The organism is Alkalimonas sp., from assembly GCF_020831925.1.
Classification (GTDB): domain Bacteria; phylum Pseudomonadota; class Gammaproteobacteria; order Enterobacterales; family Alteromonadaceae; genus Alkalimonas.
The window spans coordinates 1-14,486 of sequence record NZ_JAFIFQ010000039.1 but is presented as its reverse complement, the minus strand read 5'-3'; the positions used below and the strand labels follow the sequence as shown (position 1 = coordinate 14,486).

Annotated in this window: 12 protein-coding genes; 8 read left to right on the top strand and 4 right to left on the bottom strand. The window is 52.5% G+C overall.

The genetic code is table 11. The annotated features are described in order from the left end of the window. Window positions 1-147: 147 nt before the first annotated feature. The 4 genes from JJU14_RS12100 to JJU14_RS12085 all read right to left on the bottom strand — a co-directional run bounded on the left by JJU14_RS12100 (window position 148) and on the right by JJU14_RS12085 (window position 7,524). Window positions 148-1,626 (bottom strand): peptide MFS transporter, encoded by a 1,479-nt coding sequence (locus JJU14_RS12100; RefSeq protein WP_228613892.1) that lies wholly within the window; start codon window positions 1,624-1,626, stop codon window positions 148-150. Next, window positions 1,619-3,349 carry a collagenase gene (locus JJU14_RS12095; protein WP_228613890.1) on the bottom strand — a complete coding sequence of 577 codons (1,731 nt, stop codon included), beginning with the start codon at window positions 3,347-3,349 and terminating at the stop codon, window positions 1,619-1,621. The genes JJU14_RS12100 and JJU14_RS12095 overlap by 8 nt, the downstream gene beginning before the upstream one ends. 84 nt (window positions 3,350-3,433) lie before the next feature. After that, window positions 3,434-6,175: a TonB-dependent receptor gene (locus JJU14_RS12090; RefSeq protein ID WP_228613888.1), complete on the bottom strand. Its 2,742-nt coding sequence runs from the start codon at window positions 6,173-6,175 to the stop codon at window positions 3,434-3,436. A gap of 92 nt (window positions 6,176-6,267) precedes the next feature. Continuing rightward, window positions 6,268-7,524, bottom strand: a complete 1,257-nt coding sequence (locus JJU14_RS12085) for an FAD-binding oxidoreductase (RefSeq protein WP_228613886.1) — start codon at window positions 7,522-7,524, stop codon at window positions 6,268-6,270. Window positions 7,525-7,602: 78 nt separating this feature from the next. On the opposite strand from JJU14_RS12085, the gene JJU14_RS12080 reads away from it, so the two are divergent. The 8 genes from JJU14_RS12080 to JJU14_RS12045 all read left to right on the top strand — a co-directional run bounded on the left by JJU14_RS12080 (window position 7,603) and on the right by JJU14_RS12045 (window position 14,386). Continuing rightward, window positions 7,603-8,550, top strand: a complete 948-nt coding sequence (locus JJU14_RS12080) for a dihydrodipicolinate synthase family protein (protein ID WP_228613884.1) — start codon at window positions 7,603-7,605, stop codon at window positions 8,548-8,550. Continuing rightward, window positions 8,547-9,548, top strand: a complete 1,002-nt coding sequence (locus JJU14_RS12075; protein WP_228613882.1) for a 4-hydroxyproline epimerase — start codon at window positions 8,547-8,549, stop codon at window positions 9,546-9,548. The genes JJU14_RS12080 and JJU14_RS12075 overlap by 4 nt, the downstream gene beginning before the upstream one ends. Window positions 9,549-9,580: 32 nt before the next feature. After that, a complete protein-coding gene (locus JJU14_RS12070; RefSeq protein WP_228613880.1) occupies window positions 9,581-11,101 on the top strand; it encodes an aldehyde dehydrogenase (NADP(+)) in 1,521 nt (506 codons plus the stop codon). A 20-nt stretch (window positions 11,102-11,121) separates the two neighbouring features. Beyond that, complete coding sequence (locus tag JJU14_RS12065; protein WP_228613878.1) at window positions 11,122-12,336, top strand: Xaa-Pro peptidase family protein; 1,215 nt, start codon at window positions 11,122-11,124, stop codon at window positions 12,334-12,336. Window positions 12,337-12,469: 133 nt separating this feature from the next. Further along, on the top strand, window positions 12,470-12,721 hold the full coding sequence (locus JJU14_RS12060) for a hypothetical protein (protein WP_228613876.1): 252 nt from the start codon (window positions 12,470-12,472) through the stop codon (window positions 12,719-12,721). Window positions 12,722-12,861: 140 nt separating this feature from the next. After that, a complete protein-coding gene (locus JJU14_RS12055; RefSeq protein ID WP_228613874.1) occupies window positions 12,862-13,581 on the top strand; it encodes a hypothetical protein in 720 nt (239 codons plus the stop codon). Beyond that, the gene (locus tag JJU14_RS12050; RefSeq protein ID WP_228613872.1) at window positions 13,572-13,790 is read left to right on the top strand and encodes a hypothetical protein; all 219 of its coding nucleotides are present in this window, start codon (window positions 13,572-13,574) and stop codon (window positions 13,788-13,790) included. The genes JJU14_RS12055 and JJU14_RS12050 overlap by 10 nt, the downstream gene beginning before the upstream one ends. Further along, window positions 13,790-14,386 (top strand): hypothetical protein, encoded by a 597-nt coding sequence (locus JJU14_RS12045; protein WP_228613870.1) that lies wholly within the window; start codon window positions 13,790-13,792, stop codon window positions 14,384-14,386. The genes JJU14_RS12050 and JJU14_RS12045 overlap by 1 nt, the downstream gene beginning before the upstream one ends. The last annotated feature ends 100 nt before the right edge of the window (window positions 14,387-14,486 follow it).

Here is a 14,486-nt window from a genome sequence, read left to right as displayed (position 1 = left end):
ATTGTTTATAATTAATTAAACAAGTGATTAGCTTGGGCTGGGCATACCTGTTATTGGTACTTAGGAGGGGTGTCAGGGACAGGCAATTAACCCAAAAGTACTAGAGATCACATCCTTATGATCTCTTTATGAACTCCGTATGAATTTTTAAGACACTTTACTGGCTGCCGTCAGGGCAGGCGACACATTGGTATCCGTTCGTGAGGGCTCGGCACCGTGCATCCAGCCAATCAGTTTATCGGCCATCAAGTACAACAACAGGGCTGCTATAAAGGCTGCCAGGGTAAAGCCGCCGAAGATAGCAAATGCATTGGCGACCATTTCTTTGTCGGTAGCCGCTTCACCTGACCCTACCAGAGCACCAATCAATCCTGCCAGTTTGTTAGCACCAGCCATAAAGAAGTACCAGGCACCCATCATCAGCGAGGCCATCCGTAGTGGTGATAAGCGGGTAACCATGGCCAGGCCAATGGGGGACAGGCAAAGTTCGCCCAGCGTAAAAAACAGATAAGCCAGCACCAACCACCATAGACTGGACTGCTGGGCCTCACTGTATTGCATGGTGGCCGCTACCATCATCAGAAAACCAATACCTAGCAACACCAGGCCCATGGCAAATTTGACTGGGGAGTTGGGATCATGTTTGCCCAGCTTCATCCAAAGCGCCGCAAACAGTGGGGCAAAAATCATGATGAACAGCGGGTTTAATGACTGAAAATAGGCTGGGTTTAGCTCAACGCTGCCAACAGTGCGATCGACAAAGCGGTCGGCATAGATGTTCATCAGGCCACCGGCTTGTTCAAAGCCGGCCCAGAAAATAATGGTAAATAGCCCCATGATCAGTACCACTTTGAGCCGATCCACTTCCTGCTTGGTTAAAGGTGTTTTGCGAGCCTGTTGTTGCAAGCGGCGTTCCCGCTTGGCTGCAGGCTCAATGCCAATACTGCCCAGTAAGGGTTTTGCCAGCGTCATCTGCAATACCAGCGCAATCAGCATGCCAATCCCCGCCAGTAAAAAACCAGCCTGGTAGTTGCGCACCTGGACCAGGTTGCCATCGACTTCAATCTGATAGCCAAACAGATCGATCAGCAAGCCAACACTGATCCCCGCCAGAAACATGCCCAGATTCACCCCCAGGTAAAACACCGTGAAGGCGCCATCACGGCGCTTGTCACCTGGCTGGTATAAATCACCTACCATGGTGGAGATATTGGGTTTGAATAAACCATTGCCAACGACCAGAAAGCCAAGGCCAGTATAAAAGGCATGCAGTTCATAGCCCGGTAGCCAGGCATGGGGCAGGGCCAGGCTGAACTGGCCGATGGCCATCAGGATGCTACCAAGAATGATCGCCAGCCGCTGGCCGGTGATATGATCGGCCAGCCAGCCGCCAAGCAAGGGCGTGACATAGACCAGCATGGTAAAGGTGCCATACAATTGCAGCGCACTGGCATGATCCCAGCCAAGGCCACCGCCCTGTGCCTGCACCCGATCAACCAGATACAGTACCAGCAAGGCACGCATGGCATAATAGGAAAAGCGCTCCCACATTTCGGTGCCAAACAACAAAAAGAGGCCTTTGGGGTGACCCCATAAGTCGGTTGTTTTATGAACTAAGTTAGTCATTGGTCTGATCCTTGGTATCGGTACTTAGGCTAAGACGGTGAAAATGCCGGGCATTGACAGGCAAATGAGCAGGTTGCAGGTAGCTGCGGTACAGGTAGCGCCCCAGAATCGGTGGCTCCTGCGGTTTAGCTGTATCTGAAAAGCTTTGCTTGCGTTGATCTTGTAAGAAAGCATGAAAGCCATCCAGGTGCAGCTCGGCCACTTGCTCCAGCTGGCGCAGGTAGCCGGCGAAAAAATCAGTACGAAGGGCCCGGGTTAGTTCAGGAATACGTTCCGGTAGCTCGCTTTGCAAAAAACGCCAGGCCAGGTAAGACCAACGGTAAGTCATATCCAAGCCATCCTGATAACTGGCAGCAAAGATAGTGTTGAGCGAAGGGATTTCTTCCGCAGGCGTTTCCTCCAGCATACGGATGGCCTTTGGGTTTTGCTCGCCCATCGAAATCAGCTCAGCCAGGCCTTCCGACCACCAGACTTTATGGCTCGGGAAATGACCGAATGGGCCATAGCTGGCATAACGGCCATCCAGATAGTGGATGTATTCGTGTTCCAGGTTCCAGACTGCAAAGGGCTCCGGTTGCCAGAATTTTTGAAAAGCAAAAAAACGGGCCTGATTGTCCGGATCGCTCGGTGAACCTTCGATGTACATGCCGCCATTGTTGGTGCGGATATTAAAGTGCAGGGCACCATAAAGATTGTAGTCACTGTAATCGTCAAAAATGATGACTTCCAATCGCTCATTCCAATCATTGGCCACCGGCTCACGCCCGGTTTTGAGCAGCTGATGAAAATCGTCTTCCTGAGCCATCATTTGCAGGCAAAGCTGTTGCAATTGCTTGTTGCTGATGCTGCGGTAGCGAATGACCAAGCCATCATGGCAGAGGTGTTGATGGGGCAGGGCTTGCTCAAGCGGTGGCAATACACACCAGTCAGCAAACTGCTGCTGGCAGTTGTCCTGAACCCGGAAAGAATTGGTCAGGTAGCGCCAGCTAAAGAGTTGCTTGCGCTCTTTTTCGCTAAGCTCTGGATGGGACTTCAGCGCTGCGATCACTGCGTTATCGAGCGCGTCTTTGGTTACCTCAGGGGCATCCTCAGGGGCATCCTCAGGCAGCAAAAGGTGCTGGTAAGCCAATAACCACAGCAGGTGTTCCAGTTGCCAGCCGCTGGCCTGTGGTACCAGCACCAAAATGGGCTTGTGCCAATCGCTTTGGTTCAGCAATTGTTTTAGATCATCCTGATTGCGGGCATCTGCAGCTAAAAATGCCTGAGCCCGAATGGCCTCCCACCAGGCATAGTCTGCTGCCAGCTGACCATTTGGGAGCTGGCTGCTGATTTTGCTTAGTGTACTCAGTAGCTCCAGCCGCATAGCGACTTCTTCAGGCGGGTAACGATAGCTCAGTACACTAAATTGCTCCTGCCAGCGCCAGGCTTTGGGATGAGGACGAAAGAAGTCGGGGTGCATCGATAATTGCAACAACAATGGCAGGACTGCCTGGCGACTTTCGCTACTTAGTTGGTGCCAGGACATCTGATAGGAGACATCGCGTAAAAAGTGCAGTTCCTGTTCCAGTGACGGCGTATCCGCAGAGCTCTGCTGAAGCTGGCTGATACTATGATTGATCTGACTTAAAAAATCGGCTTCTGTGGTCTGGAACGGCTCTGCCGCCCTTGCGAAAGCCCCTGCCTGATACAGCAGCAGACCGAGCAAAAATGCTGGAATAGTCATGGTATACCTCGAAAAAAAGCTCCTGGCTTGCGCCAGGAGCAAACACACAAAAGGAAAGCAACCACCTCCTTTTGCAACCAGGGGTTAGAAACGCTGGGTGTAGCTCAGGTAATAACTTCTGCCAAAGATGCTGTTCATACCGCTGTCGTAAAAGCCATTGCGGTCAAATACCGGATCTTTATCCGCCAGGTTATTTACCCCAAGGTTCACCGTGCTGTTCCATGGCAGTTGATACTGATAAGACAGATTGTGCGTCAGGTAAGAACCAACAGTATCGTTGCTGACTTCGTTCTTCATGCCGTGAATGTAGCTGCTGTAAAGAGTGACGGCATGTTCTGCTAACGCATAACTCAGATTCAGGGTGGCTCTATGTGCCGGGTAACTCACAGAGCTTGATGCGGCGGACGAAAAGAAGAAGCTGCCGATCAGATCATCCCCATGGGCCAGGTTGCCATCTGACAGCACCATGGATCTGCGGTACTTCAGCATACGACTGTAGGCGAGGTTGGTGCTGAGGGTGCCGTTCAAAAGCTCAATGCGGTGATTCAGCTTGATATCAAGGCCCCGGCGCTCGTTAAAGCCAAAGTTGCTGGTGGGGCGAACCATGCCATTGATGTAGTTGTTGGCATCATAACTGATGCTGGTATTAGGAAAAATCAGCGATACATCAGGCCGGGCGACGCCGGCTTCATCGGCTGCTAACCACAGATTGGCCTGCATCAGGGCAATGGTGCCTGGGGCTATGCTGCTGATTTCATCTTCAATTTCCAGGTGCCAAAAATCGGCGGTTATGTTCAGGTTGTCGCTGATGTCCCAAACTGTGCCGATATTCCAGGTTTTGGAGCGCTCCGGTTTTAACGCCTTGTTGCCCGTTGCTTCGCTGTAAAACGCGGATGTCAGATTACAATCTTCCAGAGCGACACTTTCCAAAACACAAAGTGGGTAATTGATCACACTGCCATGCCAACCCTGCACGGATTCTTTATTGATATCGGCCAGGGTAGGTGCCCGGAAGCCGCGGCCAAAAGAGGCCCGGAATAACAGACTGTCCAGTGGGGTATAACGCAGACCTAGTTGAGGGTTAAAGGTACTACCAAAATCACTGTACCTGTCGTAGCGACCTGCCAGCGTCAGTGATAATTCGTCCAGTACCGGCACGCCCAGCTCGGCATAGACTGCCGACACTGTGCGCTCGCCTTCACCACCGGCACCACCAGAGCCCCCGGTGATTCGACCGGCTTTAGTCAGGCCATCAATGTCGGACAGGAACTTTTCTTTGCGATAAGCGGCACCTACGAAGGCGGAGATAAAACCACCTGGCAGTTCCAGCAGATCAAAGCCTGTCCCAGCACTAAAGCTTTGGCTGTGCGCCAGGCTGAATTTGTCGATGTTGGCCGTGGCGCTGCCCGGCACTGGCGAATGAGGGTCGCGCGGGTCCCAGCCATTAAAGCTATTGTTGTCACTGTCCCAGCTGCCGACCAGATCGGCGATGGCGGTTCCTCCCAGCATGTAGCCGGTGCCCCAGGCACTGTAATGGTAGCGATTAAGCTGGGCATCGGCCTCCCAGAAACCCCAAGAGGTGTCCCCCTCGAATTTTAGTGAAAAATCCATCACATTTTCAGTGTGTTTGGCTTCGCGAGGACCGATTTGATCAAAGCGAACCAGGATCCAGTCGCCGTCATTCACACCACGAATATCCAACCCTTGCTCTGTGGTGTAGGTTGGCAGCTCTTCGTTAAAGCGGATGGCGGCAGAAACAGCTGCTGAGGTATCGGTGGAGCGGTTGTTGGCCCAGTAAATGCGGCTGCTCATGTTAATGCTGGAGCCAAGCTCCCGGTTGTAGACCATCAGAATGCTGTCGTTGACTGAGCCGGAAGTCATATTGGCAACCACTGAATGATCGTACAGGCAGGCTTCGTCCTGGTAGGTGACGCCACCCGAAGTACGTTCACGGTAGCCATCGATGTAGCCATTTTTACCATCCAGGTTGAAGGCATCGCAACCTGCGTTTAGCAGCGGAGTGAAACGTTGACCACCGGGCTCCGACCAGCGCTCAATGGTGCGACCCCATTCCCAGATTTTGTACCAGTACTGATTGCCGGTCCGCCAACCCGTAGTTGGGTTATCGCTCAGATAAGGAGCCTCATAAGCACGGGATGCCATTGAGATTGGATTTCGCTCTTTATGGTCCCAGGTAAAGATAAAATTGCTGTTGTGGGTACTCAGGCCGGAAGTAAATGAGAAGTCGGTGGAGTCGCCGCCACCGCTTCGGCTGGTACGCTCCTGGCGCACTGTGAACTCACTGCCATCGTAGTCTTTCTTGAGGATAATGTTGATGACACCCGCCATCGCATCGGTGCCATAAACAGCGGATGCGCCATCGCTGAGAATTTCAATGCGTTCCACCGCCGACATCGGCAAGGTGTTTAGGTTGGTACTGCCACCATCCATCACCGGCGATTTGGCCATACGCTGACCATCCAATAAAATCAGGGTACGGTTTGCGCCGGCACCTTTCATCGAGATGGTCGACTGTGATGCCCAGGAGTTGTTGGCACCACCACCCCAGGAACCAAAGGCATTAAAGTTGGATGCACGCAATGCCTCGCCGACACTGTTGAAGCCGGCAGCGCGAATGCTCTCTGCCTGGATCACGGTAACTGGGCTGGCACCTTCCATATCTACCTGGCGCAAGCGGGAGCCGGTGACGGCAATGCGCTCAATGGAACCGGCCTGAGTGTCGTCGTCCTGAATCTGAGCCAGTGCGGGCAACATTGTGCTGCCAAGCAGCATGCTCATCAGTAGGGTTAGCTTTTTATGTTTCATTGTTTCTTCCTGTTGTTTTGGTGAATACAGCCGTCACCTCGGCACTGCGATTTTTGAATAAAGTATTTTGTATGCAATTTTTTTTGGGGAAATTAAGCCTGCATTTTCTGACGGCGGTATTGCCCGAACCGCTCAATGCGGAAGGGATCAAGTTTACCCCTGGGCAGATTGCCGCGAAGGCTCTGGGTAATCAGCTCTGCTGAGTACGCTGCCTGGGTTAAACCAAGGTGCTGATGGCCAAAGTTGTAGTGTATCCCCGAATGAACAGGGCAGGACCCCAGCACCGGCAGCGAATCAGGCAGGGATGGCCGGTTACCAAACCAAACAGTTACGGGTTCTGCGGGTTTTACTGTTGCGCTGAGCAGGCTGCGGGCATGATCGATCAGCAGGTGTGCCCGACGAAAATCCGGTGCTGCATCCAGCCCGGAAAACTCGGCCGTGCCAGCCAGGCGCAGCCCATTTTGCATCGGCGTCATAATGAACTTTCGTTCCAGCGAGCTGACTGGGCGGTTCAGGCCGACGTCTTGTGCCATCAAGTGATAGCCCCGCTCTGCTTCCAATGGAATACGCCAGCCAAGCTGAGTCGTTAGCGCGGCAGAATGTGCTCCGGCACAAATCACCAGGTGCCCGGTGCTAAAAGAGCTGGTGCTGGTAACCAGCTGTACTGGTGTGCCTGGGTTAATAGCAACTAACGTGCTTTGCAGCCATTGGCCACCCGCCGCTTTAAAAGCAGCAAAAATGCGCTGGCACAACAACCAGGGATCCACGGTATGGGCGACTTCGGTGAAATTGAGCGAGCCACTGATACTGTTGGCCAACAGGGGTTCTAGCGCCATGGTTTCTGCAGCATCTAGTAAACTGACATCAATACCGGCCATGCGGTACTTTTGGTACTGCTGTTGCAGGCTTTGTTGATTGGGTTGCTCCGACACCAGCAGTGCGCCGTGGTAGCGAAACAAATCCTGGCTTTGGCACAGCGTAGCCAGTTTTTGCCAACTGGCTATACTGGATCCATTCAGCTGGCTCAGGGCAGCTTGCAGTGCCTGTTGTTTCGCTGGTGTCATATTGCCGATAAAGCGGCAAAACCAGGGCAGGCTCTGCAGCAGATAACTGGCCCGTATTTTCAGTGGACTATTGGCTTGCAGCAGCAAGGCAGGCAGCTGGCGTAACAGGGATGGGTCGGCCAGAGGGAATACTTGTTCGGTGGCAAAGTGACCGGCATTGCCTTTAGAGCACCCTTCGGCTGGCTGCCGGGCATCCATCAAGAGCACAGAATAGCCGCTGTGCTGCAAGAAAAAAGCAGTGCATAAACCAACCACACCGGCACCCACCACAGTGACTTGCTGCATAAAATTTTCCAGAAAGACTTGATAATGCAGATTGTATACAATATTCTTTTGTCGACAGCAACCTTCAGGAGTAAAAAAATGCAAATTAACTGGCGCGGTGTCTATCCGGCAATTTCAACCCAATTCCATCCAGATGGGCAGATCAACTACGACAGCAATGCCCGTATGCTGAATCAACTGATTGAAGATGGCATTGATGGCATCATCGCGCTTGGCACTGTGGGTGAGAATGCGTCGCTGACCGCTCAGGAGAAGCGGGAGTTTCTGCGTCATACAGTAGAAACTGTGGCTGGGCGCATACCAGTGATTGCCGGTTGTACCGAGAATACCGCTCAGGCCGCAGCTGCCTATGGTCGTGATGCAGAAGCCATTGGTGTCGATGGTCTGATGCTGTTGCCTGCCATGGTGTATCGTGGCACGGACCGTGAAGTGGTAGCGCACTATCAATACGTAGCACGCTCCATCAGCCTGCCGATTATGATTTACAACAACCCGGTCGGCTATGGCATTGATATCAATCTTGAGATGACCGCGATTTTGGCGGAAGAGCCCAACATTGTGGCCATCAAAGAGTCGACCACCGATACGCGGCGTATCACCGAGCTGCAAAGTCGTTTCGGTGATCGCTTTACCATTTTTTGTGGCGTGGATGATATTGCGCTGGAAAGTATTTTGCTTGGCGCGACCGGTTGGATCTCAGGATTGACCAATGTGTTCCCGCGCGAATCGGTAGCCCTGTTTCATTTGGCCCGGCTGGGGCGGCTTGAAGAAGCACGTGCCATCTACCGTTGGTTTATGCCGTTGCTGCGGCTTGATACCATTCCTACGTTGGTGCAATGCATCAAGCTGTCGGAGCAGTTGCTGCAGCGTGGCAGTGAGCAGGTGCGGCTGCCGCGTTTGCCCTTGGAAGGGCAAGAGCGCGCTTATGTGGAGCAGGTGGTGCAACAGGCGCTGGCCAAACGGCCGGATCTCAGTACCTATGGTTTTGGTACCTCCGGTCAAAACCAGGAATTCTGGCAGCTATGATCAAAGGCACTTACTTTTGCGTCGATGCGCACACCTGCGGTAATCCGGTGCGGCTGGTCACCAGTGGTCATCCACAATTGCGTGGAAATACCATGAGTGAGAAGCGACTGGACTTTATCCAGCGCTTCGATTGGATCCGTCAAGCATTGATGTTTGAGCCCCGAGGCCATGCCATGATGTCGGGGGCATTTTTGTACCCGCCATGCAGTGAAGGTGCGGATGCCTCCATTCTGTTTATTGAAACTAGTGGCTGCTTGCCAATGTGTGGCCATGGCACCATAGGGACGGTAACCGCAGCCCTGGAGCAGGGGTTATTGCAGCCACAGCAGGCCGGGCGTCTGGTATTGGATGTACCGGCCGGCCAACTGGTGGTGACCTACCAACAGCAAGGGGCAAAAGTCACTCAGGTGCAGATCCGCAATGTGCCGTCCTATCTGGCGATCCGCGATGCTGAAATAGAAGTGCCTGGCCTTGGCCGTATCCGCTTTGATGTGGCCTATGGCGGTAATTTTTATGCCATTGTCGAACCGCAGCCGAACTTCCCTGGTTTGGAACACTGGACTGCAGCGGATGTGCTGCGTTACAGCCCCTTATTACGGACTTTGGCAGCCGAGGCCTATCCCTGTGTGCACCCGCTGGATCCAAGTATTTGCGGCATCAGTCATGTGCAGTGGACCGGTAAGCCTAAAACGGCTGGTTCCGATGCTGCCAATGCGGTGTTTTACGGTGATGGCGCCATTGATCGCTCCCCTTGCGGCACAGGCACCAGTGCCCGCATGGCCCAGTTGGTTGCCCGGGGGAAATTGGCGGTTGGCGATACCTTTGTGCATGAAAGCATTATTGGCAGTCAGTTTGTCGGCAAAGTAGAGGCGAAAACCATGCTTGGTTCGACCGAGGCCATTATTCCTTCCATTGCAGGTTGGGCCCGGGTGATCGGATTCAACCAAATCCTGGTGGACGATGCCGACCCTTATGCCTTTGGCTTTGAAGTGAGGTAACGATGACTACAGGAACCAGGAGTACAGCAACCATGATTACAGGACAACATTACATCGGCGGCCGCTGGCAGGGGCAGCCACAAGCTGACGCTTGCTCATTTAATCCAGCATTAAATCAGCCATTACGCTGGGCTTTTGCTGAAGCCGGTTCGATGGAGTTACAACAAGTCACCGAGTTAGCGGAAAGTGCTGCCTTGCCGTATCGATTAACCAGCTGTGAGCAACGGGCTGCTTTTCTGGAGCATATTGCAGACAATATTGAAGCACTGGGCGAGCTTTTGATTGAGACGGTGATGGCAGAATCTGCCTTGCCAAAGGCCCGGGTGGAAGGGGAGCGTGGCCGTACCTGCAATCAACTGCGGCTCTTTGCCCGCTTGCTGCGCTCGCCAGAAGACGAAGTGCATGAACCGGCAGAGCCAGATCGTCAGCCACTGCCTAAGCCAGAGCTGCGCTTGCGCACCGTGGCGCTCGGCCCTGTGGTGGTATTTGGTGCCAGCAATTTCCCATTGGCCTTTTCGGTCGCTGGTGGGGATACAGCTTCGGCACTGGCTGCTGGCTGCCCAGTGATTGTAAAGGCACACAATGCTCACCCGGCTACTAGTGAGCTGGTGGCCAGAGCCATCGCCCAGGCGGTGGAGCAGTGCCGGATGCCAGTGGGCATTTTTGCGCTGGTGCAGGCGCGGGCCCATGCATTTTCCGAGCAACTGATCCAGCACCCGTCGATTAAAGCGGTGGCTTTTACTGGCTCCGGGCAGGTTGGCATGCATTTTCAGCGACTGATTTGGCAGCGTAAAGAACCCATTCCTTTTTACGGCGAGCTAGGCTCGCAAAATCCGCTGTGTGTGTTACCCGCTTATTTACAACAGCATACGGAAGCTTTTGCCGGGCAACTATTCAACTCGGTGGTGATGGGGCAAGGGCAGTTTTGTACCCGGCCCGGGCTGGTGTTTGTGCTGAAAGACAGCAGCACCGAATCGCTTAAAATCGCGCTGCAGAGGCTCTGCAATGAACACGCGGCCGCAGCCATGCTGACGGCAAAAATTGCCGCCAGCTATCGTCGGCAAACGGCCTTGCTGGCTGAAACCGAGGGGGTCAGTTTAGTGGCCGAAGGCCAGGGCGAAGAAGAGGGGTGTGTTACCAAAGCCCGTATATTTTGTACCAATGCCCGTACCTTTGTCGAGCAACCCTTGCTGCGTGAAGAGGTGTTTGGCCCGGCTACTCTGCTGATTGAGTGCAGTGATGTTACTGAATTGCAGATGTTGCTGACCACTTTGGCTGGTCAGTTAACGGCTACCCTGTATGCCAGCGAAGGCGAGCAGCAGCTGGTGCGCTCGCTGCTGCAGGCACTTGAGCAAAAGGCGGGACGGGTGATTGTTGGTCAGATGCCCACCGGGGTTGAGGTTTGTGCCAGCATGAACCATGGTGGGCCTTTTCCGGCGTCATCCGACAGTCGGTATACGGCAGTCGGTAGTCGGGCAATACAACGCTTTGTCCGTCCGGTATGCTATCAGAATGTACCCGCCTGGTATTTTGACCAGCAAGCATCGCAGTGATGAAACAACAGGAGTTATCAATGGCAAACGGCATTGGTGGTAAAAGCAAAGAAGAAGCCTTAGATGGCTTAAGCGATATGACGGCCTCGGTGGCTCCTATCGCGGTGGAAGAATACCGGCAACGGATCGATAAAGCGCTTAGCCTGATGCAGCAACAGCAACTGGATGCAGTGCTGCTCAATGCCGGCACTAACCTGCGTTATTTTACCGGTGTGGATTGGTACGCCAGTGAGCGGTTGGTGGCGGCCTTGTTGCTACGCGATGGCCGTTTGTTGTATGTGTTGCCGCATTTTGAAATAGGCAGTCTTGAGCCTCTTATGTTGGTACCCGGCGCGATTTTAAGCTGGCAGGAACACCAGAACCCCTATCAGCTTTGCGCCGATGCCGTCACGGCTTTTGCCGGCCCGCAAGCCAGCCTGGCCATTGATGAAAGCGCGCAGTTTTTTATAGCGGATGGCATTCGCCAGATGGGGCCGGAACTTCAGCTCAGCAATGCCAAAACGGTGACAGCGGGCTGTCGGATGCAAAAATCAGTCGCCGAGCTGGCTTTGATCCAACGAGCCATGGACATGACATTGGCAGTGCATCAGGCCACTGCCAGCATCTTGTATCCGGGCATCAGCACCGCTGAAGTCACTAGCTTTATCGATGAAGCGCATCGCCGGGTCGGGGCCAGTGGCTCTTATTTTTGTATTGTGCTATTTGGCACTGACACTGCTTTCCCACATGGAGTAGCCCATCCTAAAGTGCTGCAAGATGGCGATATGGTACTGATTGATACCGGCTGTCGTTTGCATGGCTATTTATCGGATATCACCCGCAGCTATGTGTTTGGTGAGGCCAGCGCAAAACAGCGCTCGGTGTGGCAGCACGAGAAAAACGCTCAATGGGTGGCATTCGAAGCAGCCCGACCCGGCCAGGCTTGCCAGCAGGTAGACCGGGCAGCACGGGGCTATCTGCAGCAACAAGGCTATGGCCCGGATTATCAGCTGCCTGGCTTGCCTCACCGCACCGGCCACGGCATTGGGTTGGATATCCATGAATGGCCCTATCTGGTGGAGGGCAATACCACTGCACTGGCACAGGGCATGTGTTTTAGCAACGAGCCTATGCTGGTATTGCCTGGGGAGTTTGGCGTGCGGCTGGAAGATCACTTCTATATGACAGAGCAAGGCCCGGTTTGGTTTACCGAGCCAGCGCATGCGATTGACGATCCTTTTGGTTTAAAGCCTTAAGCTGGCGGAACTGAAGGAAGTTACGCGCTGTCTTAGATTAAGCAACAGTTGATTGAATGCTGTTGCTTAAGCTTTAACCGAACTGGCCGATAAACTGCTAAGCTATGGTTAAATTCGCACCCGGAGGCCTGCAATGGATGTCATTATTCCATTTTTGCCGCGTACGCCTGGTACCCCTGTCGAGCAGGAACCGCGGGTCGTGCCTCCTGTGTTTAAAGAAGCACGCCTGACCCCGTTAAAAAAAGAAAAAGAACAGCGCGATACCCCACAAAGACGCCAAAGCAGGCACCGCAGACGCAAAGACGATGTGCCAGCTGGCCCGGAAACCACCCCCGAAGCGGAGCAAACTGTCGATGCCGACGGGCATGTTGATATCTATATCTGAGCCTTTTACGCTTGGCCTGAACACTTATTCAAGTAACTGGTTGAAATTAAACCTATCATTAACTTTTTGCATATATCTTATTTGTTTTTATGGGGCAGTTTGCTATCATATTTTCATTTTAGAATCATGGATGAATAAGCATGAGACCTCCTCACAGTGCTGGCTACGCAAACCTTCAGGCAGAAAAAGTTAAAAAAGCGCAACGACAAACCCAAATAGTGCACGCACTTGAGCATCATCAAACCACACTGGTCGTGATGAACCCCGAAGAGTTTATCGAGTACGCCCTGAATGTAAAAAAACTGCATGGTATGACCGAGCAAGCATCCAGAGATTGGCTCAGTGCTGTACTGGATGTGCATGGCGACTTGCAGCAGAAGTGGCAGCAGCATGATCATCAAATTCAATTTATTTCTGCCTTTACAGCTTCTGGGATCGATGCCGCTGCATTAGGCGTGCTGGCGCGTGACCTGCAGCGCAGTGGCAATACTTTTGCGAAATTTCAGGTGCGCTATTTTCAGGGCAGACCACACATTGTGTTCGAAGGCTACCCAGGGCTGCGTAAGCACCTCACCGGCACCCGCTATCTGGCCGCCAACCCAAAAGTGGTGTCGATGGGCATTGGTAAACTGGGAGCTGCTAACGCCATTAAAACCGGCTTTGTGGTGTCGGTGATTGTGTCGGTTGCATTTCATGGTTTGGATCAATTGATGAACGATCAGCGTACCTGGCATCATTTTGTTAGTGGTGTGGCGGCAGATACGATTTATGCAGTGGCGGTGTCGGTGGGGTCTTGGGCTATAGTGAGCAGTGTTGCGGGTGGTGCAACGATGTTTGCTGCTGGCCCCATTTGGCTGTAGTAGTTGTTGGAGCCTTACTTACCTTGGCTGTGTATTATCTGGATAAAAAAATAGGACTATCGAAGAAACTTGCTGCGCTTTTGACGGAGCTTGAGGCTGACATGGTACAAATTAGCGATGCTGCTAGGGCAGTAAAGGGAGAGTATTTGCGAGATAAGCTGGAATTTATTAAAAAGCTCTTTGCAATTCCTGAAGTGAGGCTCTTCTAATGGCTGCAAGTAATACAAACTTGTCCACCCATGAGGAAAAAAATGGTTGGTTTTCTGCGATTTTTTCGGTGCTCATCCTAGTTGCTGTAAGTATTTATCTGCTGGTAGAAATTGCTCTATCTGTAAATCAGTTGATAAATATTTCCGAGCGTCCGCTGTATCTGGTTGGTTCTCATAATTTGCTCCCTTTGTTTTTCCTGATACCTGGGGTGCTCTATATGACAGTTGTTATTATTTACAAGCGGTTAAGTAATATGAACACAAAAATGGATAAGTCAATGTATCAATTTTTATTTTATTCGTTCATCTTATTTGTTGTTTCTCGAATTTTCTATGGCGGCTTTTTTATCAATGACTATATGGCATCGCATGGATACAGTTACTGCAATCCGTTAACCTCCGTTAGTGCTTTTTCGCCACAGATCTGGGTCAGTGATCCCGGCTATTGTTTGGAAGCAAGCCGCAATGTTAGTAGTGAAGTGCAAGATTGGCTGGATGCGCAAATGACTGCTGGTGTGCGGCCAACCCCGGAAGAGGCTGAACAAAAAATCAAGCAGCTGGCGCAGGCTTATCAGGCTCGGTTTAATCGATTCTAAGCTGATTAGGTAGCCGAAGCGGAACAAACTGTCGATGCCGATGGGCATGTCGATATCTATATCTGAGCCTTTTCTGCTACCATAGCCGACAGAATTTTCG